This is a genomic window from Methylophaga thalassica, assembly GCF_030159795.1.
Taxonomy (GTDB): Bacteria; Pseudomonadota; Gammaproteobacteria; order Nitrosococcales; family Methylophagaceae; genus Methylophaga; species Methylophaga thalassica.
Window position 1 is genome coordinate 196143 of the sequence record NZ_BSND01000013.1, and the last position, 21584, is coordinate 217726.

The 21584-nt window shown below is 44.1% G+C and carries 15 protein-coding genes and 1 tRNA gene; 4 read left to right on the top strand and 12 right to left on the bottom strand.

Annotated features, from left to right (window positions below; translation table 11 throughout):
* Nucleotide 1: 1 nt before the first annotated feature.
* The 6 genes from QQL60_RS13790 to QQL60_RS13815 form a co-directional block, all read right to left on the bottom strand.
* Nucleotides 2-142 (bottom strand): hypothetical protein, encoded by a 141-nt coding sequence (locus QQL60_RS13790; RefSeq protein ID WP_007144349.1) that lies wholly within the window; start codon nt 140-142, stop codon nt 2-4.
* Nucleotide 143: 1 nt separating this feature from the next.
* The gene (locus QQL60_RS13795) at nt 144-2150 is read right to left on the bottom strand and encodes a PEGA domain-containing protein (RefSeq protein ID WP_284723647.1); all 2007 of its coding nucleotides are present in this window, start codon (nt 2148-2150) and stop codon (nt 144-146) included.
* Nucleotides 2137-3582 carry a coiled-coil domain-containing protein gene (locus tag QQL60_RS13800; protein WP_284723648.1) on the bottom strand — a complete coding sequence of 482 codons (1446 nt, stop codon included), beginning with the start codon at nt 3580-3582 and terminating at the stop codon, nt 2137-2139. The genes QQL60_RS13795 and QQL60_RS13800 overlap by 14 nt, the downstream gene beginning before the upstream one ends.
* Before the next feature lie 8 nt (nt 3583-3590).
* On the bottom strand, nt 3591-4826 hold the full coding sequence (locus tag QQL60_RS13805; protein WP_284723649.1) for a hypothetical protein: 1236 nt from the start codon (nt 4824-4826) through the stop codon (nt 3591-3593).
* Entirely contained in the window at nt 4816-5460 is a 645-nt protein-coding gene (locus QQL60_RS13810; protein WP_284450831.1) for a hypothetical protein, read from the bottom strand. Before QQL60_RS13810 ends, QQL60_RS13805 begins: the two co-directional genes overlap by 11 nt.
* Nucleotides 5461-5597: 137 nt before the next feature.
* Complete coding sequence (locus QQL60_RS13815) at nt 5598-6914, bottom strand: PQQ-dependent sugar dehydrogenase (protein ID WP_284723650.1); 1317 nt, start codon at nt 6912-6914, stop codon at nt 5598-5600.
* A gap of 217 nt (nt 6915-7131) precedes the next feature.
* On the opposite strand from QQL60_RS13815, the gene QQL60_RS13820 reads away from it, so the two are divergent.
* The 3 genes from QQL60_RS13820 (at nt 7132) to QQL60_RS13830 (ending at nt 12671) form a co-directional block, all read left to right on the top strand.
* A complete protein-coding gene (locus tag QQL60_RS13820; protein WP_284450833.1) occupies nt 7132-7449 on the top strand; it encodes an HPF/RaiA family ribosome-associated protein in 318 nt (105 codons plus the stop codon).
* A gap of 424 nt (nt 7450-7873) precedes the next feature.
* Nucleotides 7874-8701 (top strand): hypothetical protein, encoded by an 828-nt coding sequence (locus QQL60_RS13825; RefSeq protein ID WP_284723651.1) that lies wholly within the window; start codon nt 7874-7876, stop codon nt 8699-8701.
* A gap of 136 nt (nt 8702-8837) precedes the next feature.
* Nucleotides 8838-12671 carry a hypothetical protein gene (locus QQL60_RS13830; RefSeq protein WP_284723652.1) on the top strand — a complete coding sequence of 1278 codons (3834 nt, stop codon included), beginning with the start codon at nt 8838-8840 and terminating at the stop codon, nt 12669-12671.
* Between the two features lie 87 nt (nt 12672-12758).
* Here the strand turns inward: QQL60_RS13830 and QQL60_RS13835 are convergent, their stop codons facing one another.
* The 6 genes from QQL60_RS13835 to hemN form a co-directional block, all read right to left on the bottom strand.
* Entirely contained in the window at nt 12759-14501 is a 1743-nt protein-coding gene (locus QQL60_RS13835; RefSeq protein WP_284723653.1) for a protein adenylyltransferase SelO, read from the bottom strand.
* 217 nt (nt 14502-14718) lie between these two features.
* Nucleotides 14719-15087 carry an SH3 domain-containing protein gene (locus QQL60_RS13840; protein WP_284723654.1) on the bottom strand — a complete coding sequence of 123 codons (369 nt, stop codon included), beginning with the start codon at nt 15085-15087 and terminating at the stop codon, nt 14719-14721.
* A 142-nt stretch (nt 15088-15229) separates the two neighbouring features.
* A complete protein-coding gene (locus QQL60_RS13845) occupies nt 15230-16648 on the bottom strand; it encodes a hypothetical protein (protein ID WP_284723655.1) in 1419 nt (472 codons plus the stop codon).
* Between the two features lie 121 nt (nt 16649-16769).
* Nucleotides 16770-16857: transfer RNA gene (locus QQL60_RS13850), tRNA-Leu, on the bottom strand.
* A gap of 52 nt (nt 16858-16909) precedes the next feature.
* Nucleotides 16910-18643: a chloride channel protein gene (locus QQL60_RS13855; protein WP_284723656.1), complete on the bottom strand. Its 1734-nt coding sequence runs from the start codon at nt 18641-18643 to the stop codon at nt 16910-16912.
* A 5-nt stretch (nt 18644-18648) separates the two neighbouring features.
* On the bottom strand, nt 18649-20028 hold the full coding sequence (gene hemN, locus QQL60_RS13860; RefSeq protein ID WP_284723657.1) for an oxygen-independent coproporphyrinogen III oxidase: 1380 nt from the start codon (nt 20026-20028) through the stop codon (nt 18649-18651).
* Between the two features lie 224 nt (nt 20029-20252).
* Between hemN and purD the strand changes: the two genes are divergently transcribed.
* The gene (purD, locus tag QQL60_RS13865) at nt 20253-21539 is read left to right on the top strand and encodes a phosphoribosylamine--glycine ligase (protein WP_284723779.1); all 1287 of its coding nucleotides are present in this window, start codon (nt 20253-20255) and stop codon (nt 21537-21539) included.
* Nucleotides 21540-21584 lie beyond the last annotated feature (45 nt).

Consider the following 21584-nt stretch of genomic DNA (forward strand, 5'->3'; position numbering starts at 1 on the left):
TTTAGATATCCACGGGAAATGAAACAGGAGAGTTCAAACTAATAATAGGTTTGCCGGCATAAACATTTTTCACCATCATCAATGCCAGCAGAAACAGGGCAATGGATAATACAATCACCAACGATTTTTTAAGTGTTGCCATATTAATGACCTCCGTAAACATAACGTCCCAGCCGGAAACCTAAGTCATCGCGGCCCTGACTGGCGCCATCCCGATACGACGCCCTTAATTCTGAGAGTGTGCCTGAACGCCAGTTAGCGCCTTTCACAACATGCTCATCACCGGCTGATTTATCCAGCGTCTGAGTATAAACAAGCCCCGGTTTAGGTACAGTAAGTGAGTAATTATCATGTGTCCATTCACTGACATTGCCGCCCAAATCAAATAAACCTGATAACTCTCTGTTCATCGACATCACCGGTGCCATGCCAGCATAACCGTCGTTATAACGTGGCACATAATGTGTCACCGAGCCTTTAGCTGATTCATCCGCTATATTCACTGCTTTAGGGGGAATGGTTTTGTCATTACCCCAGACAAACAGTGTTTGAACCGGGCGGCCGGCTTTTCTGGCTAACCATTCCCACTCGGCCTCGGTCAGTAAGCGATAACCATCAGCTTGATCATTGATTTGCGTGACCTGATTACCATTGATGTTATACACCACTGTTAGGCCTTCCAGCTGACTCAACCAGTTGGCGTAACGTACAGCATCTAACCAGGTAACGGATGTGACCGGCAAGTTCGGATCCGCTTTGTGGCTTTTATCAAATTGGGCATAGGCAGCATTCGTCACTTCATGCACCCCAGCGTAAAACGGGCGGTTGATGGTGACTTTGCGGATAAACTCATTGGCCCGTTGTCCTGGCTCACTGCGTTCAGCGCCCATAATAATGGTGTCGTTTGGTGTGAATAACATCATCTCGCCGCCGGCACGGGTATTATAGCTTCTGGAGGCTTCTTGCAGCCGGGCTTGTTTTTCAGTCAGTAAATTCACTGAGACGCTGCTGGTCGATTTTGCTGTCGGTGTTATCGTGCGAGTCTCAGCTCGGTAGCCGTCCAGACTAAAGTTGATAGTCTGTGGCAGCGCATCCAGCGATAAGGTTATTGGCGTGTGTCCAACAGGCTTATTATTAATGGTGATATTCGCTTGGGGCGTGGACTCTATCACCACCTTGCCCATTTCTTTTTCTAAGTTGAACTGCAGTTCGCTAGTTTCACCCTGCTTAAGATTAACGCGCTTGGACTGGGAGAAATAGCCTGGTTTTTTATACGTCACTACGTTGTTTTGATTGGCGTCCACTTTGATGACATTTTGTAACGGCGTATCAATACCATTGACGGTCAGTGTGCCGCCCTCAGGTAACGCGGTGAGATTGAACTTTGCACGCTCTGCCTGCAGTCGATATTGCCTGTTTATCTGTGTGCTTGTCTGATTGATTTCGACAGAATCAGTGATGGTCTCAAAACCCGATTTAGTGATGTCGAGCTGATGTGGGCCGCCGGGCAGGGATAAGGTTAAAGGCGTTTGCCCCTGTGCTTTTCCATCGATAGAAACATCTGCCTGAGCGGGTGTGCTGCTCAGTGATAACTCACCCATGATGGGGGTTAAATTAATTGTTTCTTCAATCTTCTGCGCGGGCGCTAAGCTGTATTGCCGGGTAACAGGCTCATAAAAAGGATGACTGGCCTTGATGGTGTAGTCACCATTCTCAAATGATTGTTCAAACGTATTGGCCACTGTGGTGAGTTTGTCATTGATATACCAGCGGGTTTTATTGTCTTCCAACCCGGTTTTCAATATGACTTCAGCAGGTAAGGGCTGCAAGGTGATTTGTGTCACTTTGCCAAAGCCGGATTGAGAAATCAGCTGTGTTGCTGTTTGGTAGCCAGGCGCAGAGGCTTCTACCTCAGCGGTGTCAGACAAACTATATAAATGATGATCCAGTATCAGAGCGATGCCACTGTTGGTGCTCAGCTTCGCCTCAGTGCTGATGGTTTCTGGCAAGACATGAATGGGCGTAGCTCGTGAAGCAATGAGTGTCGTAAAAACAATGCAGGCAACAACGATAAAACCGAGGCTGAGCCATAACAGCATACGCCGCTGCCGACGTTTAGCAGCCTCAATGGCCTGATTAAATTCGCTCATCGGCAATCACGGTGACTTGATAATCGCTACGGTTCAAAGGGATCTGCACCTCAATCAACTTGGAGCGATAACCCTCACGTTTGCCTTCAAAGCTATAGGTGCCGGGTTTGAGCTGAATAGTTTTACCTGTCGTTTCACCTACTTTTCCTACACCGCGAACGGACACAAAGGTTTTACCATCGGAAATCACATTCACGTTCACCGGGGTATTAACTGCGTTTATGGTTGATTTAAGCAGCTGGGCAGATTGAGCAAGTGACGGACTCATCTGGCTGAACGACTCAGCCTGAATCACATTAATATCGGCGCTTGCTTTAATGGCAGGATTACTCAATCGGTATGGATTTTGTAATAAACCCTCGATGTTTTGAGCAATCTCCACAATACGTTTTGCCTGATTTAAGCGGTCGATAAGGTCTTTATTGGCCGGCCGTTCTTTTAGGGCGGCGCTTAACTCCTGTTTAGTGACTTCCCAGTTATCGGCTTTCTGTGCTTTGTCAGCGGCGGCAATATGCTGATTGAAACGCAACTGTGACTCCAGTTGAGCCAGCGCCGCTCTCACTTCTTTATTTTCAGGTCGGGAGGGGTAAATTTTTTCTGCCTGGCTCAGTGCCTGTCTGGCTTTTTCAACCTGCTGCTGTTCAATGGCTTGATACGCCTGAGATATGGCTTGGTTAAAGCGTGACTCGGCCAGCTGCGTGCGCAGCACCTGGGCGCGCTGTTTCATCTCTTCTCGATCGGGTTCGATTTTCAGTAATTCTTCAATCAGAGACAGCTCTTTATTCGGATTGTTTTCATTTTTAGCGACACGAATCGCTTCATTCAGCTCGACTATTTGCGGGATGTTTTCTATTTTTTTGGCCAAGGCCTGAGCATCTGCTGAATCTGCCTTGTGAATCAGCGCGTTATCTATCGCCAGACGGGCGGTTTGATAATCATAATTGTCATACGCCTTTTGCGCCTCCTGCATGGCTTTTTCAAAAGCCGCTTCGCTGTCAGCCAGTGTTTTCTCAGCGGTTTGCGTCAGCGTATCAATGGCTTGTTTCGCTTTAGCATATTGCCCGGTGCCAAAGGTATCAACCGCGGTTTTTTCCTGGTTTTTTATGGTCTCGGCCAGTGTTTTATCCCAGCTATCAATATCGATTTTTTCCAGCTGCGGTTTCAGTGTGTTTTCATAAAGAGAAAAGGCATCCAGATAGGCTTGGCGTAATGCAGCAATATCTTCTTCGTTTTTTGGTTCTTCGATTTTTTGTGGTGCGGTTTGTGTCTCTGACGGTGTTTCTTCAGTCGATGGTGTACTGTTAAATCGAACATTATTAAGGCTGAACAACACCAGCCCTGTCACCAGAATAAGTGAGAGCACGATAATCACGCCAATGAGCAGGCGCTGTTGTTTCGCCTGCTTGGCTCTGCGTATTTCTTCGTTGATCATGACGGCGTTTAAAGCGCTTTATCAGGTGTCGATTCAAGCTCATACATACGCGCCATAAAGGCACGCCATTGCTGAAACTGTTGTTCCATATTACCGGTCAACTTGGTGCTTTGATTTTCAAACTCAACCACCTGAGGCGACATTTCCAAATCCAGTGACTGGCCCAGCTCATTGATCGCATCCTGATGGAATTTGGCTTCTTCACGCGAAGTAATACCACTGGTGATTAACACCGCACCACCAATCCCTCCGGCGATAGTGACCATATCCCTGCCCAAATTATTGTCATAACGGCTGCCATTTGAACCCACTGCCACCGCCGCAGCGATTAATAAAGCCCCCCCAATAATTTTCATCAGACTTTTATTCTGTGCTTCTTGTTGAAGTTTCAGTTCTGTCGCACTGGCTTTTTGCCAGGTCAGATAACTGTCATTCATTTTCTGTGAAAAAGCGGCGTAGTTAGGTTGCAGGTTATCAACAAATAATTGTTCTTTAACGCGAATCGCTTTCACCCGTTCATAAAGCGGATCCGCTTCACTCGGCATGCCTTTAAGTTTAATTGGCGTGGAGCTGGTATCCATATATTCATCAAAGGCTTTATCGTTAAAGCTGGCACCGAAGCGTAAATCAGCAATGTGTTTTACGGTGCTTAAGTCCGATGGTTTTTGTTTCAGTAAGGCTTTGACGATATCAGCTGCTGCTTTATCAAATGCCGGATCATAAGGATCCTTATCGGTATTTCTGGGGTTTTTGTAAAAGCCATCTCCCACCTCGTAGTCGATATTGTCATCCAGCCACTGTTTGCCACTGGCATCGACCACTTGCATATCAAACTCGACTTCCAGGCCGTTTGACTCAACAATATTGCCTAAAACATACAGATCACCCGAAGCGGTTTTATCAGGTGTGACTCGAACCGCACCAAACTTGCCAGTATCATCGAGCGCTTTTTTAAGTTTATAGGCGAAACGATTTGCTTCAGCCCGACGCAGTTCCGGCCATACACCTTCTTTTTCATAATTGGCCGCTTTGTCAGAAAGACCGGGTGAGAACACTGGAATAACCACGTCCATTTTTGGGCCGCTGTAAGCCGTTTTCGACATATCTTCACTAAAGCTTGAAGACGATCGCGGTCCGACATTCACACCTGATCCGGATGTAGTAGCACAGCCTGTCAGCACATGCAGCATGACCAGCAGGTAGACCAGAAACTTGGATGGTTTTCTAAAACGATCAATGTTCAACGTTCATACCCTTATATTTTCTGTATTCATCCCAGAGCTTTTTGCGTATCTCTGGGTCGGTTTCTGCCTCGGCGGCGACACGGATCTGAGCAGCAATGGCATCATCATTATCCGCTGGTGGAATATCTTCCGGAATCTTACCATTCTCAGCGACATTGCCTGAGGCAGATATCTTACCTGAACCCGATTCAGTTGATTCTTGTGTATCTGATGTCGCTGCCATAGCTTCGTTAGAAGGCGCTTGTTCTGTCCCTTGTATCATGTCACTGGCTACTGACTCGGTACCACTGGCACCACCTGCTGAACTTCCATTGCCGGTGTCACCAGCACCGCCGCCACCTGAACCGGAGCCAGCGCCTGCACCTGAGCCATTACCACTATTAGCTGAGGATGAATTGGATGATATGGAGATATTACATAACTCAAAGCGATTGAGAGAATCACTCAGCGCCTGTTCCATACGGGCCAGTTTTTCTGCTCGGGTCAACGCGGGATTATCCAGATAATCCACACTCACATTTTTACAATCCGTTGTATTGCTTGCGGATTCATCCGCCTGACTCAGCCCGGAATAGAGCATAGAACCCGACGCAATGGTGAGTAATAAAAAGACAGAGATAGGCTTTTTTCTCATCGTTGAAAAACGCTCCCGAGATATTCATTGATTAATGATAGCTATCTTAAAACGATAAGACAGCAAAAAGCACAGATCTTTCCTGACCCGTGCTTCAGCCGACAATAAAATGCTACAAGCAGTGAGTGACGTAAGTGTTATTGGGGGCTAACACGCCATATTGTGTTGCCGACATCATCGGCGACCAATAAGCCACCCATTTTATCGACCACAACACCGACCGGACGTCCTCTTGCATCACCATCCTCATTGACAAATCCGGTTAGGATTTCCTGAGGAAGGCCATCAGGCTTACCATTCTTAAACGGTACAAAAATCACTTTATAACCGCTTAATGGTTTTCTGTTCCACGAACCGTGCTGACCAATAAACGCGCCATGATGATATTTCTCTGCCAGCAAATCTGCTTCATAAAACGTCAGGCCCAATGATGCAGTATGAGCGCCCAATGCATAATCGGGTTTGATGGCTTTTTCCACTAACTCCGGCCGTTGCGGTTGCACTCGGGTATCTACGTGTTGTCCGTAGTAACTATAAGGCCAGCCATAAAAAGCACCCTCTTTCACTGAGGTCATGTAATCCGGCACCAGATCACTCCCAATTTCATCGCGCTCATTGACCGTGGTCCAAAGCTCGCCGGTCTGTGGCTGCCAAGCCAGTCCATTAGGGTTGCGTAAACCTGAGGAAAATATACGTTTTTCACCGGTTTGCAGGTTCACTTCCAGAATGGCTGCACGGTTTTCTTCTGCTTCCATGCCGTTTTCACCGACATTACTGTTTGAACCCACAGTGGCATAAAGCTTTGTGCCATCTTTATTCGCAATAATATTCTTGGTCCAATGGTGGTTAATCGGTCCTCCCGGTAAATCTGTCACATGCTCTGGCTTAGCGGTGATTTGAGTCTGTCCTTCTTTATAAGGGAATCGCACAATCTCATCAGCATTAGCGACGTAAAAGTTATTGCCAATCAGTTCCATACCAAAGGGGGAATGCAGATTATCTAAAAACACATGCCGTGTTTCAGCCACACCATCATTATCGTTGTCACGAAGTAAGGTAATTCTATCGGCACTGGGTACGGCGGCACCAGCATCTTCTAATACCATGCCTTTAATCCAGGATTTAATACTCCAATCTGTACTTTCACTTTTCGGTGCATTTGACTCCGCGACCAATACATCGCCGTTGGGCAAAACATATAACCACCGGGGATGATCTAAATCCACAGCAAATCGATTGACCATCAGCCCTTCAGCAGCGACAGGTTTGCCATCAATTGACCAACCTTCAGCCGGGGCAATGTTCAAAGTGGGGATGAGCGATGATTCCGGTGCGACCAACACAGGATCAGGTCCGAAATCCGCTTGTGAAGTAATTTTAGACGTATCGCCACAGCCACTCAGGCTGAGGGCCATAATACTTATCGCGGTGCTGTATTTATAAATGTGCTGCATAGTGTGCTCCTTTGAATGAAAGCTAAGACTTAGCTACATTTTTGAAGAATGAATATTCGAGTCTAACAATATTGACCATACCAATGACTTGCTTTGGGTTAAAGGATGGTTGCTTGAAATAGAGCAACGTGATCGTCATATAAAAAAATAACCATGGAATTGTTTAATAATTCACATTGTCATAAAAAGCGGTTTATTCACCTTTCAAGGAGATAACATGCAAATTCAGGTAAATACCGATCGTCATATTCCAGGTGATGACACGCTCACTGATTCAATTCGTGAGGAATTACAGCACGCTCTCAAACGCTTCGATGAACATGTCACCCGCATCGAAGTCCATCTAAGTGATCAAAACAGTGAAAATCGAGGCGGAGCGGATGATATTCGCTGCCTGATTGAGGCTCGGATAGAAGGCCATCAACCTAATGTGGTCACCCATGACGCTGCCTCTGTCAAACAAGCATTTACCGGGGCCACCGATAAAATCAAACGAGTACTGAGCACCACGATTGAACGCATGAAATCCCACTGATAACGTTTTTCTATCCATCATAAAAGGCCAAACAATTCGATTTGTTTGGCCTTTTTTATTCTGACTCCCAAGGGCCTTTTGTGAGCGGGTATCTATTTATCTGCGGTGAATAATGTGACTAATCACCGCATAAACTGCGGTAAATAAATTGATGTTGGCTCAGCTTGGTTAGCTGAAAAGCCTTAAAGCTGACTCGATAAAATTTGGCAACAAAATTAAGGCGATTGGAAAGTGGATACTTTAAAAGTGGAATCAATGGGGGGCAGCGGTTTTATTTTGGTTTAATTATCAAGTTGGCTGATCCATTGACTCTACCCCTTGGTTCTATAGGAAGTACCTTTCTAAAAGATGTTTATGGAAATACAGTAGATTTAATTCTAAACTTTATTCTTCATTATCTTGAACAGGTATGTTGAGATTACGCATGGAAGAGTTATATGAGTTGGCAAACGATTACTACACAAAAGTAAAATCATTTCGTGGATTACAGCTATATAAAAAGTTTACTTTTTGGACATTGCTATTTACCGCATTTCTTTTTGTTCTTTACACAATTTGTTTTCTTCATGAAGTACTTTCAAGAAATACAGACTCGGTTTTTAACCGTTTGGCACTTATAGCTTTTTTAAGTGAAGTTGCTATGGTGCTGTCTTGGGTAAATATACAGGAGTGGCAAAAAAAGCGTTTGGTAGAAAATTTATCAAACGAGTTAAAAAATACTTTTGAATGCATTAAGCCTGCAAAAGTATTTTTACTAGAAAAGTATTTTGATTGTTCAATGACTGGCTTTTCAGACGCTGCAAAAAGAATTGAAAAGATGTTAACACTAGCTATTGTGTATTCTAATGATAATTCTTTTGTAGAGCGCTTTTTTAGCTTCATTTATAACAGGGATGCAAACTCCAGAATTCTTACACTTTTTGTCATTTTATGTTCACTCGTAACTGCTTTATCAATAAGTGCTGGTCAAAATATACATTCTCTATTTGAATTCTATTCAAATGCCAGTTGGATCGTAATATTAACGTTATATTTTCAATCTGTATTTATAGCTCTTGTTTTAGGCTATGGTGTGATAGAACTTTTCATAATACTCAAAGACATTGCAACTTTTACGAAACTTCATATTACATCACAGAGATCAAAACATATTGAGACAGTTAGATTTTTGATTAGCGATTTAAATAACCTTCATGCATTTAAGAAAACAGAAGACAGCAAAATAATTATTCCACCTAATTCAAGAGACTAGGTTGTTAAACCTCTTCAGTAAGAACAACATCTATTTTTCTGTCTGAGAGTCCCAACAGTGAAAAAATAAGGCTATTTTTTACTCTGATCCTAGATACTCCTTAACGACCATGCACACATAGGAACGAATCTGCAGGATGGACAATTTAATTGAAATTACTGGCGATGATATTGCCTCACTTAATGATGCTGATTTAAGAAATTTAATCGGTTTACTCTGTGAAGCGGAATATAGGTTAGAGGATATATCTACTTCGGGCATTACGTATGGCGGTCATCAAGATGCCAGCGATGGAGGCCTTGATGTTGTCATTAAGAGTAATACTGTTCCACGACATGGTTACCTAACTCGCTCACCTGTCGGCATTCAGGTTAAAAAGCCGAAAATGCCGAGAGCTGCAATTCTAAAAGAAATGAAACCTGATGGAAGATTAAGAGACGTTATTAAGTCTCTTATCACAAAAGAAGGGGCATATTTAATTATCAGCTCAGGAGATTCCACAACAGATTCTACATTACGAAGCCGTAAAGCAGCCATGTTAGAAGCATTAGAGGGGGAAGCTGATAAACATAAGTTATTCATTGATTTCTATGATAGAAGCCGAGTTGCCAGCTGGGTGAGAAATCACCCGGCACTGATTTTGTGGGTACGAAACAAAATTGGAAAACCACTTTCGGGCTGGCAACCATTCGGTAACTGGGCAAACTCACCCAATGGTGTTGAGGATGAATATTTATTTGATGGCAATTTACGGCTTCATGATGGCACATCATCCAAAAGCGATAACTCATCCGTAATAGAGGGGCTTAACCATCTTCGAGAAAAGCTCTCTCATCCACATTCATCTATAAGATTAACCGGCCTATCTGGGGTCGGAAAAACAAGACTAGTTCAGGCGCTGTTTGATAGAAGGATCGGTGCACATGCACTTAATCAGGCAAATGTGCTTTATACAGACATCTCAGACTCGCCCACTCCTGAACCTATTCAATTTACCGAACAGCTTATAGCTAGGTGCGATGATGCCATTCTGGTTATAGATAATTGTTCAAAAGAACTTCATGACAAGCTTACAAAAATATGTAAGCGCCCCGAAAGCAAGCTTAGTCTCATAACGGTGGAATATGATGTAAGGGAGCACCTGCCGGAAGAAACATCGGTTTTTAGGCTTGAACCTTCAAGCGATGAGCTCATATCAAATCTAATAGAACAACGTTATCCTCAAATAGGTCAAGTTAATGCGAGAAGTATTGCAAATTTTTCAGGGGGTAATGCTCGTATAGCGATCGCAATAGCGAATACAGTAGGAAAAAGTGAAAACATATCAGAATTAAAGCAAGAAGCTTTATTTGAACGACTTTTTCATCAACGAAATTATCCGAATGATGACTTAATGACGTCTGCTTATGCTTTATCTCTAGTGTATTCATTTGATGGGGAAGACACCGAACCCGAAAAATCAGAACTAGCTATTTTAGGTTCATTCTTCAATAAAACTCCCAATGAGCTTTTTAGAGCCGTTACTATTCTAAGAGAACGAGACTTAGTTCAATCACGCAGCAAGTGGCGGGCAGTGTTACCTCATGCAATCGCCAATAGGTTAGCTTTAAAGGCAATATCTCAAATCCCTAAAGCCACGCTTACTCATTATTTTTTAACTTGTGGTTCAGAAAGATTACTCAAATCTTTTAGCCGACGTCTAGGTTATTTACATGATTGTCAAACAGCACGAGAAATTGTAAATGATTGGCTTGAACCTGATGGTTGGATAGGTGAACATATAACCAACCTAAACCCATTAGGCCTTGAGATACTCAAAAATATTGCTCCTGTATCACCAGAAAAAACACTAGTACTTTTTGAGCATGCTGCTCATGGTGATAACGGCTACAAATTCACAAATCGAGAGCATAAACACAGTAGAGATTTTACAAAATTAATTCGTTTAATTGCTTATGACCGTTCGCTTTTTCAACGTTGCTCAGAACTACTCTGCAAATATGCACTTACTGAAAAACCTGGTGAAAATAATAATTCGATTAGAGATTTATTTAAATCACTATTTTACATTTACCTGTCTGGAACACATGCATTAGCAGAAGAGCGAAGTAAAATAATTCGAAGCCTCTTAGTATCAAGTAATGAAGATGAACAAACCCTAGGGGTTGAGTTGTTAAGTGCTGCCTTAGAGTCTGGGCACTTTAGTTCGCACTACGGATTCAGTTTCGGTGCTCATTCAAGAGATTTTGGGTATCAGCCAAAAACAAATAAAGACGTATTTCTCTGGTTTGAACACTATATAAATTTATGCATAGAGTTTTCTGAACCTAGCATGGCTATATCTACAGAGGTCCGAAAATGCTTAGCAACCCAATTAAGATCTCTGTGGCTTATGGCTGGTGTGAGCACTCTTTTAATAGAAGCAGCTAAAAAACTTAACGCATCCGCTCCATGGCCCCAAGGCTGGTCAGCTAGTCAGTCAATCCGCCGCTTTGATCTAAAGAGGTTCGATGAAGAAAAAACATCACAATTTATAGAATTCGAGAATGCCTTAAGACCTAAAACACTTATAGAGCAAGCACGGATTTTTCTTTATCCTCGACGCGGTAACTATGTTGATTTTTTTGACTTTGATACGAATGAAGATGCTTCTCTTGATGATGTGAGATCATATGATGCTAGCACTGAACGCGTCGGTAAGTTTATAGAAAATATAGGCAATCAAATCGGTGGTGATGAAACCGTATTCGCAGAGTTATTACCTGAACTATTATGTTCGGATTTAAATACTGTTGGTTTTTTAGCTGAAGGGCTGGCACAAAGTACCAATTCCCGAGATAAAGTTTGGCAAAAACTATACAAGAGTTATACAGAGCTACCTAAAGATAAGCGGCATATCCGCTTCTTAATTGGTTTTTTAGGTGGATGTAGACTCTCTTCACCTAGATTTTTTGACGAAGCTTTAGAACAAATGGTTACTGATGAAGAGTTAGGAGAATGGTTTCCTACGTTCCAAATTGCTTTCCCTCTAGATGAAAAAGGACTTACTCGACTTCACCTAGCTTTAGATCTTAACAAAGCGGATATTTTTCAATACAAACAGCTTGCTTGGGGGAGAGCACATGAGAAGATTAATGATGCAAATTTATTAGACTTACTCGAAAAAATTAACTCCAAAGAAAATGGAAATATTGTCTGCCTTGAAATACTCCATATGAGGATTTTCGGTAATAAAGAAGAAAAAAGAGAGCATCCCAAGGCATTATTATCTTTTGCTCGTAAAGTTTTATCGCAATATTCTTTTGTTAAAAATACTCATGATCATATAGGTGATTACAGATTATCCGAAGTTGCAAAGGCATGTCTAAACAACCAACCAGATAATTACACCATTGCCATCTTCGATAATATTGTTAATGCATTTAAAGACTATTGGCGAAACTCATATGAGTTTGAAAAGCTTTTTAGTGTAATGGCCAAGCTGCAACCTGAGTTGTTCTTGAATAAGTTCATGAATGAGGATGGTATTGTCACATCTTATACATTCACAAGTTCCAGACGACAAAGTCCTCTAGCATTTTTAGATGATTCAGTCATTATTCAATGGCTAAAAGGTGATCTAGAAAACCGTTGGCCTACCCTAACTCAATCGGCCCCACTATCTAAGACAAAAGCAAATTCAGAAAAGCATGAATGGCGACCTTTTGTCCTCTGGATAATTGAAAACATAAATGAATATGACAAATTATTTGAGGATATGTGGCATTCACTATGGCCGACCTCATGGAGTGGTTCTAGAGCAAACATCGTTGCAAAAAGAGCTTACTTATTTGATGACCTCTTTAATCACTCAAATAGTGAGGTAGCTAATTTTGCAAAAAAATATGCTGTTCAAATACAAAAAGAAATTGCAAAAGAAAGAGAATGTGAGGAAAGAGATAATAAACGTGAGCATGAAACTTTCGAGTAAAAAAATATCAAGGTGCCTATCAACTTGATTTTATTGAGCAACCCGGACCCTAATTTAAACACACACGGTGCCCCTATTGATTCCAAATCATGACGAGCAACTATAATGCGATACCCCGCCGATATCACTCAACTCCGTCGGCATAAGCCGATAGTATTTTTTCTCGATGTCTTTTGATTGTTCGGCGTAAGGTTTTTTCATCACTTCCTGTAACTCACGAAGAAGTGTGTATTCACCTTCGGCTGCTTGTTTATAAGCAGCAACGAGTTGCCATTCTCGCAAAATATATTTCGGATTAACCTGTTTCATTTGACTGGAAATCGCTTCACGGGAAGATGTAGCATTTCCATCGTTCTGGTCACTAATGCCTACCAGCGTTTGCCATTTATCAAGCCATGCTGACCAGTGTTGCTCAATATCCTGAGAGTTTGGAGACGTTGAGTTAATGCCATTTTCAGCAGGATTCAGTTCACCATAAAAGCTTTTTTTCAGTGGCCCGATGTCGCCAGGCAACGCTGAGAGCTCACGAAAGAAAATGGTGTAGTCTACAGGTGTCAGAGTCATCAGGCTGATGAGCTCGCTGAATAATGCCTCGTTATAATCCTCAAGCCCGAGTTTAGCTGCCCACATCTTTTCTAATTGCATTTGCATGACGTTAGCAAAACCGTGTTGAACATCTTCAAGCTCTGATAGGTAATGCTGATCGCCCTTAAGCAAAGGCTCTAATGCTTTACAAAACATGGCGAAGTTACGTGCAGCCGCGGCGGGTTGGTTAAAGAATGAGAAATGACGTCCGCCGCCGATCCATGGCTGGTATACAGGATCAAACGCTTCACAGAAGCCAAAAGGACCATAGTCCAGCGTAAAACCGCCGACCGCGCAGTTGTCACTGTTAAAATTGCCTTGGCAATAACCGACACGTATCCAGTTAGCAATAAGTGAGGTGAGGCGTTCACGAAACGCCTTGGCAAGTAAAATGACTTTGGTTTCGATATTCAGGCTGTTATCGATAACGTCAGCATATTCTCGATCGATTACGTGTAAGACGATCTTTTCAAGCTCATCCATGGCATTTTCATGTGCATGATTCACAACGCGGCGAGCAAATAGCTCAAGTTGACCCACCCGAATAAAGGACGGGGCGACGCGCGTTGAGATGGCAACGGGTTCGGTGATAATAATATCCGGTTCAGCTGCTGTTGAACCCTCCGAATACCAGGGCCGTCTGACACGTTCGGTTGTCGAGGCATATAAACTGAATGAACGTGATGTGGGCACACCGAGTGCGTGCATGTGTTCTTGAGCAAGAAACTCTCTAATGCTGGAGCGTAAAACAGCTCGACCATCTGCACCGCGGCAGTAGGGTGTTCGACCACCACCTTTTAATTGCATTTCCCAGCGTTGGCCTTTGATAACCGCTTCTAATACGGAAATGGCTCGACCATCACCGTAGCCGTTACCGGTTTGGAAAGGACACAGTTGAGTGTATTCCGTACCGTAAATAGATAGGGCGTACCCAGACGCCCAACCGACTTTACGAATAGGCTCGGGAACATGAGTGAGATCGCCTGAAAACAGTCGGACAAAGTCTTCCGAGTTCGCCATGCTGTCAGCGAAACCCAATTCATGGAAAAAGGTTTTGCTGTGCGAGACGTAAACCGGGTTTTCGATGGGTGTGGGTTTTACCGGAACATAATGCCCCGAGAAAACTTGTCTTGGATAATGATCATCGCCATTTGAGGTTGCGTCAGGATCACAATTCAGTGAGTCCATGAGCGAATAGCTTGTGAGTTGTGCCAGGTCGTCGAGTGTCGAGACTTCTGAAGTCATATTTCGGGAGCTTATTAATAGTGTCAGAGTGTTTGATTTCACCAGTATGACTGGCTTAATCAGATGAAGTTCTACGTTAACATTTAACTGAATTTACTCAAAACCCAATAAGCAGGGCGAATCAGGGAGAAATGGAAACAATCGGGAAATTATGGGTCAGCCAACTGGATTAGGCTGACCCTTATTTATAGTCAAAATATCGATGAAGCAATTACTCTTACTGTTTCGCTGTTAGAGCTTGTTGGACCCAGCCTTCAGCACCATCATCGGTGGTGACAAAATAAAAGCCGTTCGCTTGTTCACCCATAAATACCAGACTGCTGGTTTTATCAACGAGCGAGACTGTCTCTGATGATTTGCTTGGATCTTTATAGACTTTCAGTTTGTTGATTTTAGCAACCAATACATCGCCTGCTTCAAGAGCGCCGCTGGTATCTTCTGACTCATTATTACCAAACCCCATTGTTTTGCCGAGAGAACTGACTTCTTTCGAACTGCTGCTGACATCAGAAACCGCATTTTTCAGATCACGAATACCATCCATGAAGTCTGCATGTACGACGGGGGTAATGGCAGTCAAAGTCATTGTAATTGCTAGAAGAAGGGTCTGTTTGAACATGGTTATATATCCTTATTGAGAATGATTATTTTTGTATTTTTCGGATAATAACTAATTTTGTAAAAAATCTCTTACATTTCTTAACAGTACGATTTGCAAGCCAATCAGACTAACCAAATTTATTAAAAATCCAATAAGCGGGACGAATCAGTAAAAAGTAAATAATTCTGTAAGTCCAGGTTATCAATATATAGAGCGGGCTTATAAAGCCGAGCAATGGTAGGTAAAGCAGAACAAAACTCAGCCGATGCAGCAGATAACGGAGGGTGAATGGAAACCAGTGACGGTGATTAACTCTGAGTGGTGAGGCCCAGAGTTTGAGGTATAAGAACCAGGATGTTTTGTAGGCGACCAGGCCAATGACCAATGAAGCGATTAATGAAAGATGAACCCATGACGGGATAGCTGGGTGGATGCGATCATCCAGTTCTTTTGCTCGAGCCTCATTGGGCTGAAATAGCATGACGGATTTTGTTAAAACATGCAGTGGCAGTAAGGCGAGCTCGAGGTTGCTGCTTTGCGGTTGGACGGCTTTAGTGGCAGAGCTGCTGTGATCAAAATGCAGGGCGGTACGTAATTTCCTTGATGAATCAATTTCTACCGGCACTGGTGATGAGGTGTTCTTGGGAGCAAAGGCATTATAAAAATCACCAGCGGTATATGAAGTTAAACTACCGGTATCTTTTCGTTTTTGCCAGTCTTTAGCCAATTGATCTAAGGTTTTTTTGGGTTTGTCTGAGCCCAGAATGATCAGACTGATATCTCTATCAGCAGCGACTTTTTCCAAATCCGTTACAGCGATCTTTTCTTTACCTTGAATGATAAAGCCATCCTCTACCTTGGCTGAAATAACAAAGCTTTGCTGCCGCATTGTTTTGAGTGCATTTAGTAACTGGTTTGTGCCGACTTTATCCACGGGTATTTTTGAGCCGTAGCTTTGTTTGGGCAGTGTCAGATGAGGATTATCGGCTAATTGAATCAAGCGCATATTCGCCGAGGTAACCGGCCGTTGTAACTGCCACAGTGCCGTTTTTAATGAAGACATATCGCTAATGTTGATACTGATATGGTTATCAATCAGATTGGTCGCTGCCGGGCTGGTGCTTAATGAATAGGTTTTCCCATGCCGTGATTTGAGTTTGATGGCAACCTCTGCGGGCAGTTTATTAAAGGCATCCAGAGAGTAGGGGAGATTGCTTTCAGAAAGTAATAAAGTAGCTTGTTTGTTGGCATCCACTGCATTTTCAGTGAATTGATGCACCGGCACGTTTTTGCCATCGGGCGTTCTTGCCATCCACTGGTTTTGGCTGTGATTGAAGCTAATTTCAGCGACACTGCCTTCTGGGTAATGAGCTAATTCATCAGCAAAGCGAAAGGATGAGGTGTGATGCGTATCCGGAGCATCTGCTTTTTTGCCTAATTTTGCCAAGCTGGAGATCAAACCTGCCTCGGCTGGGGAATGGGCAAAAGTGAAGATGGTCGTCAGGAATAGATAAAACCAGAGTGTTCTTGCAGGATAAGCAATCATTTAAGGCCCGTTCCTCCGATAATAACTAAACGACTTTTATTAATGCCCACACGTTTTACTGATGCTCGACACCAATAAAAAAGCCTCGAGACTTTGCAGTATCGAGGCTTTCGTATTCTTATGGTACCCAGGGCCGGAATCGAACCGGCACGCCGGATTAGGGCGAGGGATTTTAAGTCCCTTGTGTCTACCAATTTCACCACCTGGGCAACAAGCCGCACATTATAACGAAGATTTTCGATTTGTTCACTACCCTTTTTACTATTTTGTTACAGATTTGGGTAATTGGTAGTGGGCTTCGATCATTTCACGAGTCAGAATGCCGTAAATCCGTTCGATCATCGGGGCGTTTTGACGGCTGACATAAAGGGCTTCTACATGATGTTCGTTCAGGGCCTGATACGCTTCAAAGAGACTGGTATGTAAGGAAATTTTGTGTACATCCCGACGTGTGCCTGGAATCTGCATTAAGTCGATTTCGCTGTTTTCGCCCATCTCTTTGACGCTGACCGCTCTTGCCAGATCACTGGCAGGCATCATCACAACCGGAATACGATCACGGGTGATGATGATCCACTCAGGGCTGTTTTTTAGCGTTTGCATCGCCATTTGAGCGTTGATCACTTGATTTAAGGTGACAAAATTACGTTGCATGGCTGCCCCAACACTGACTTTGCGTAAGGCTTGTGAGATTGGATCATTTTGAAAGTCGAGTCCACGATAGCGAAGAATGCTGACAAACAAGGCATCGAGCTTGAAGTAGTCATGAATAATCAGACTGGAGAAAACAATCGCCAACATACCTGGCAGGATGATTTCCGGGTTACCGGTTAATTCCAACATGGCCATTAAGGCGGCGAGCGGGGCTTTGAGCGTGGCCGACATCATTGCGCACATGCCGATAACCGCATAAAAGGTCATCGACGAAGCATATTCCGGTAACACTAAATTACCGATATAACCCAGAATGGCACCGGCACATGCACCGACTACCATGGTGGGGCCGACCATACCTGCGGGAATGCCAAAACCAACACAGGCAGAAGACAGCACCAGTTTAAGAATCAGAATAATGACCAGGCTGCCAATCGCGATTTCATTAGCGGAAATACTGCCAATAATGCCGTAACCCATACCCATTACTTCGGGTACGGCCATGCCGAAAATCCCCATTAAAATACCGGCATAAGTCGGACGCAACCAGGCCGGATGTTTACTGAACGTGCCAGAAAACAGTTTCAGACTTTTGAGCGATAAAGTGGCTAAAAAGCCAATAATAATGCCGAGAAAGATGATGTAGGGCAGCTCCCATAATGATTGCATTTGGGTAGCGAGATTGACGAAAACAGTATCATCACCAAAGGTCAGACGGCAGACTACCGCGCCGGTGACGGCTGCCAGAATGACCGGAATAAAGCTGGCGATATGGTATTCCATCATGATGACTTCCATCGCGAAGATCACACCAGCGATGGGGGTATTAAACGAGGCCGCAATGGCGGCGGCAGAGCCGGAAGCAACCAGAATACGTACGCTGTTATTTGGCAGTTCTAAACCACTGGCGAGTAAACTGCCGCTGGCGGCACCCAGGTGAACCCCCGGACCTTCACGGCCAACAGAGTGGCCGGTGATAATGGCGATACTGGTACCTATAAATTGGCGAACCGCATTTTGCCAGGGAAGCCTGCCTTCATAAGAAGACAGCCGTTCGATCACATGTAAGATGCCGGTATTTCGCTGCTCTGCATCCAGTCCACGAAATAACAATCCGATTAACAGACTGCCAATGATGGGCAGTACCAGTAACCAGTACCACGGTAAGCTGTCGTAACTTTCGACTTCGCCGGAGGGAAATAAAGCCATCTGACCAAAATCAATGGTGAGACGTAACAGGATAATGGCCAAGCTCGACAGTAATCCGGTGATGACCGCAAGTACGTAAAGCTTGACGCCCAGTCGACCGAAGATAAAGTACTGACGGAGTTTTTCCAGCATATTCCCTATATAACTTTGGAAAATCGCTGCCTTGCTTGTTGACTGTATTTATCAAACACCATGCAGATATTACGTATTAACAAGCGGCCAGCGGGTAAGACTTCTATAGAGTCCCATTTATACTGCAACAGGCCGTCTTGGGCAAATTGTTCTAGGTCGGCGATGGCATCTGCAAAATAGTCGCTGAAGTTGATCTGATAGGCTTTTTCAATGGCGGGTATGTCCAAGGCAAAATCACAGATAAGACGGGTGATGATATCGCGACGACATTTATCATCTTCATCCAGCTCTACGCCACGTAATACCGGCAATTTTCCCGCTTTGATCGCTTCATCGTATTCCGGCAGTGTTTTCACATTTTGTACATAAGCATCACCCACTTTGCCGATAGAGGTCACACCAAAACCAATCAGATCACACTCAGCACGGGTCGAGTAACCTTGAAAGTTGCGATAGAGCTGTTTGTTTTGTTGGGCCAATGTGAGTTCATCATCGGGTTTGGCGAAATGATCCATACCTATATATACATAACCGGCGGCGGTCAGTTTATCGATGGTGCGATGCAGAATTTGTAACTTCACTTGTGGTAGTGGGATATCGGCTGTGGCGATCTGGCGTTGTGTTTTAAACAAGTCAGGCATATGGGCGTAGTTGAAGACCGACAAACGATCCGGACTGGCGGCAATGACTTTGTCTAACGTGTCGCTAAAACTTTCCACAGTCTGATGTGGCAGGCCGTAGATCAAATCCAGGCTGATGCTGCGAAAACCTTCACGACGGGCGGCGTCTAGAATAGAGAATGTTTGTTGTTCTGTTTGAATCCGGTTAACTGCTTTCTGCACTTTAGGATTGAAGTCCTGCAAACCGAGGCTAATGCGGTTAAAACCCAGTTCTCTTAACAGTTTGATGGTGGCGTCATCCGCTTCGCGGGGATCAATTTCAATTGAAAACTCGCCTTTGTCATCATCCGCCAAGGTGAAATATTTCCGTGTGTGCGCCATCAATTCACGCATTTGTTGGTGCGTTAAGAACGTCGGTGTGCCGCCGCCCCAGTGTAATTGTTCTACCACACGGTTTGTGTCAAACAACTCAGCCTGCATGCGAATTTCTTCATAGAGATTTTCCAGGTAAGGCTGAGCATGCTGGCGGTTTTTGGTGATGATTTTATTGCATGCACAATAGAAACAAACCGTATCGCAGAATGGCACATGGAAATATAAAGAAAGCGGGCCGCCACGCTGATTTGATAAGGCAATATGCTGAGCATAAGTGTCAGCAGTAAAACCATGATGAAATTCGACTGCGGTCGGATAGGAGGTATAACGTGGGCCAGCTTTGTCGTAACGACGGATTAATTCGGCGTTAAATTCAATCGCATCAGTCATGGTTTTGTTCCTAAATAATGTCCGCAAAGTATAACCAGCGAGGATTTGTGTTGTTTTAATATCCGAGCAGATCTTGACCTGGATCAAAGCTGCTGCTGGCTGCTGACTGGTGAATGGATAAAAAGAATCGCTTTGCCTTTATAAATCATCCATTTTGGTGGTTTGGAAAAGCCGTTATCTACGGTATTATTAGCCTCTTTTTTAAGCATCTCCGGCAATCATCTATGAAAGTATTAGTCATCGGTAGCGGTGGGCGCGAACATGCTCTCGCCTGGAAACTCAATCAATCTCCAAACTGTTCTCAGGTTTTTGTGGCACCGGGTAATCCCGGCACAGCCAGTGAAACGAATATCAGCAATGTGGATATCAAAGTTGAAGATATCGCCGGGCTGGTAAAATTTGCTCAGGACAATGCGATTGATCTCACCGTGGTCGGACCGGAAGTGCCATTAACCATGGGTGTTGTCGATGCGTTTGAAGCAGCGGGTTTACGTTGTTTTGGCCCATCAAAAGAGGCCGCACAATTAGAAGCGTCAAAGAGCTTTACCAAAGACTTCCTCGCTCGTCATCAGATTCCAACAGCGGCTTATCAAGTCTTTACTCAGATTGATGAAGCGAAAGCATACATCCAAGAGCAGGGCGCACCTATTGTAGTGAAAGCCGATGGTCTGGCTGCAGGTAAAGGCGTGATTGTGGCGATGACCGAAGCCGAAGCCATTGCTGCGGTAGAAGATATGCTGTCTGGCAATGCCTTTGGTGATGCCGGTAGTCGCGTGGTTATTGAAGAATTTATGACCGGCGAAGAAGCCAGTTTTATCGTGATGGTGGATGGCGAACATATTCTGCCACTGGCTACGTCACAGGATCATAAAGCGCGTGATAATGGTGATAAAGGCCCGAACACTGGTGGTATGGGCGCATATTCTCCGGCACCTGTTGTCACTGATGAAGTGTTTGCACGCATTATGGCTGAAGTGATTGAACCAACAGTAAAAGGCATGGCGGCAGATGGTCGTCCTTACACAGGCTTTTTGTATGCCGGTCTGATGATTGATGAAGCTGGCGCACCGCGTGTTGTTGAATATAACTGCCGTTTTGGTGACCCAGAAACCCAACCCATTTTGATGCGTTTGCAATCTGACCTTATCACCTTATGTGAAGCTGCATTAGATAAACGGTTGAATGAAGTAGAAGCTGAATGGGATCCTCGCGCAGCTATCGGTGTGGTAATGGCCGCGGGTGGTTATCCTGATAGTTATCGTAAAGGTGATGTGATCACGGGCATTGCCGACGCTGAGAAAAATGGCAGCAAAGTGTTCCATGCTGGCACAGCGAGTCAGGGTGATGATGTGGTCACAGCTGGCGGTCGTGTGTTGTGTGTGACGGCACTAGGTAATTCTGTGGCAGAAGCGCAAAAATCGGCTTATCAGGCATTGGATCACATTAAGTGGAAAGATGCGTATTTCCGTACCGATATAGCCTACCGCGCTGTAGCACGTGAGCAGGGCTAAATTAACGGGTTAAAAAGCTAAAAAAAGGGGTTACTGGTTAACCCC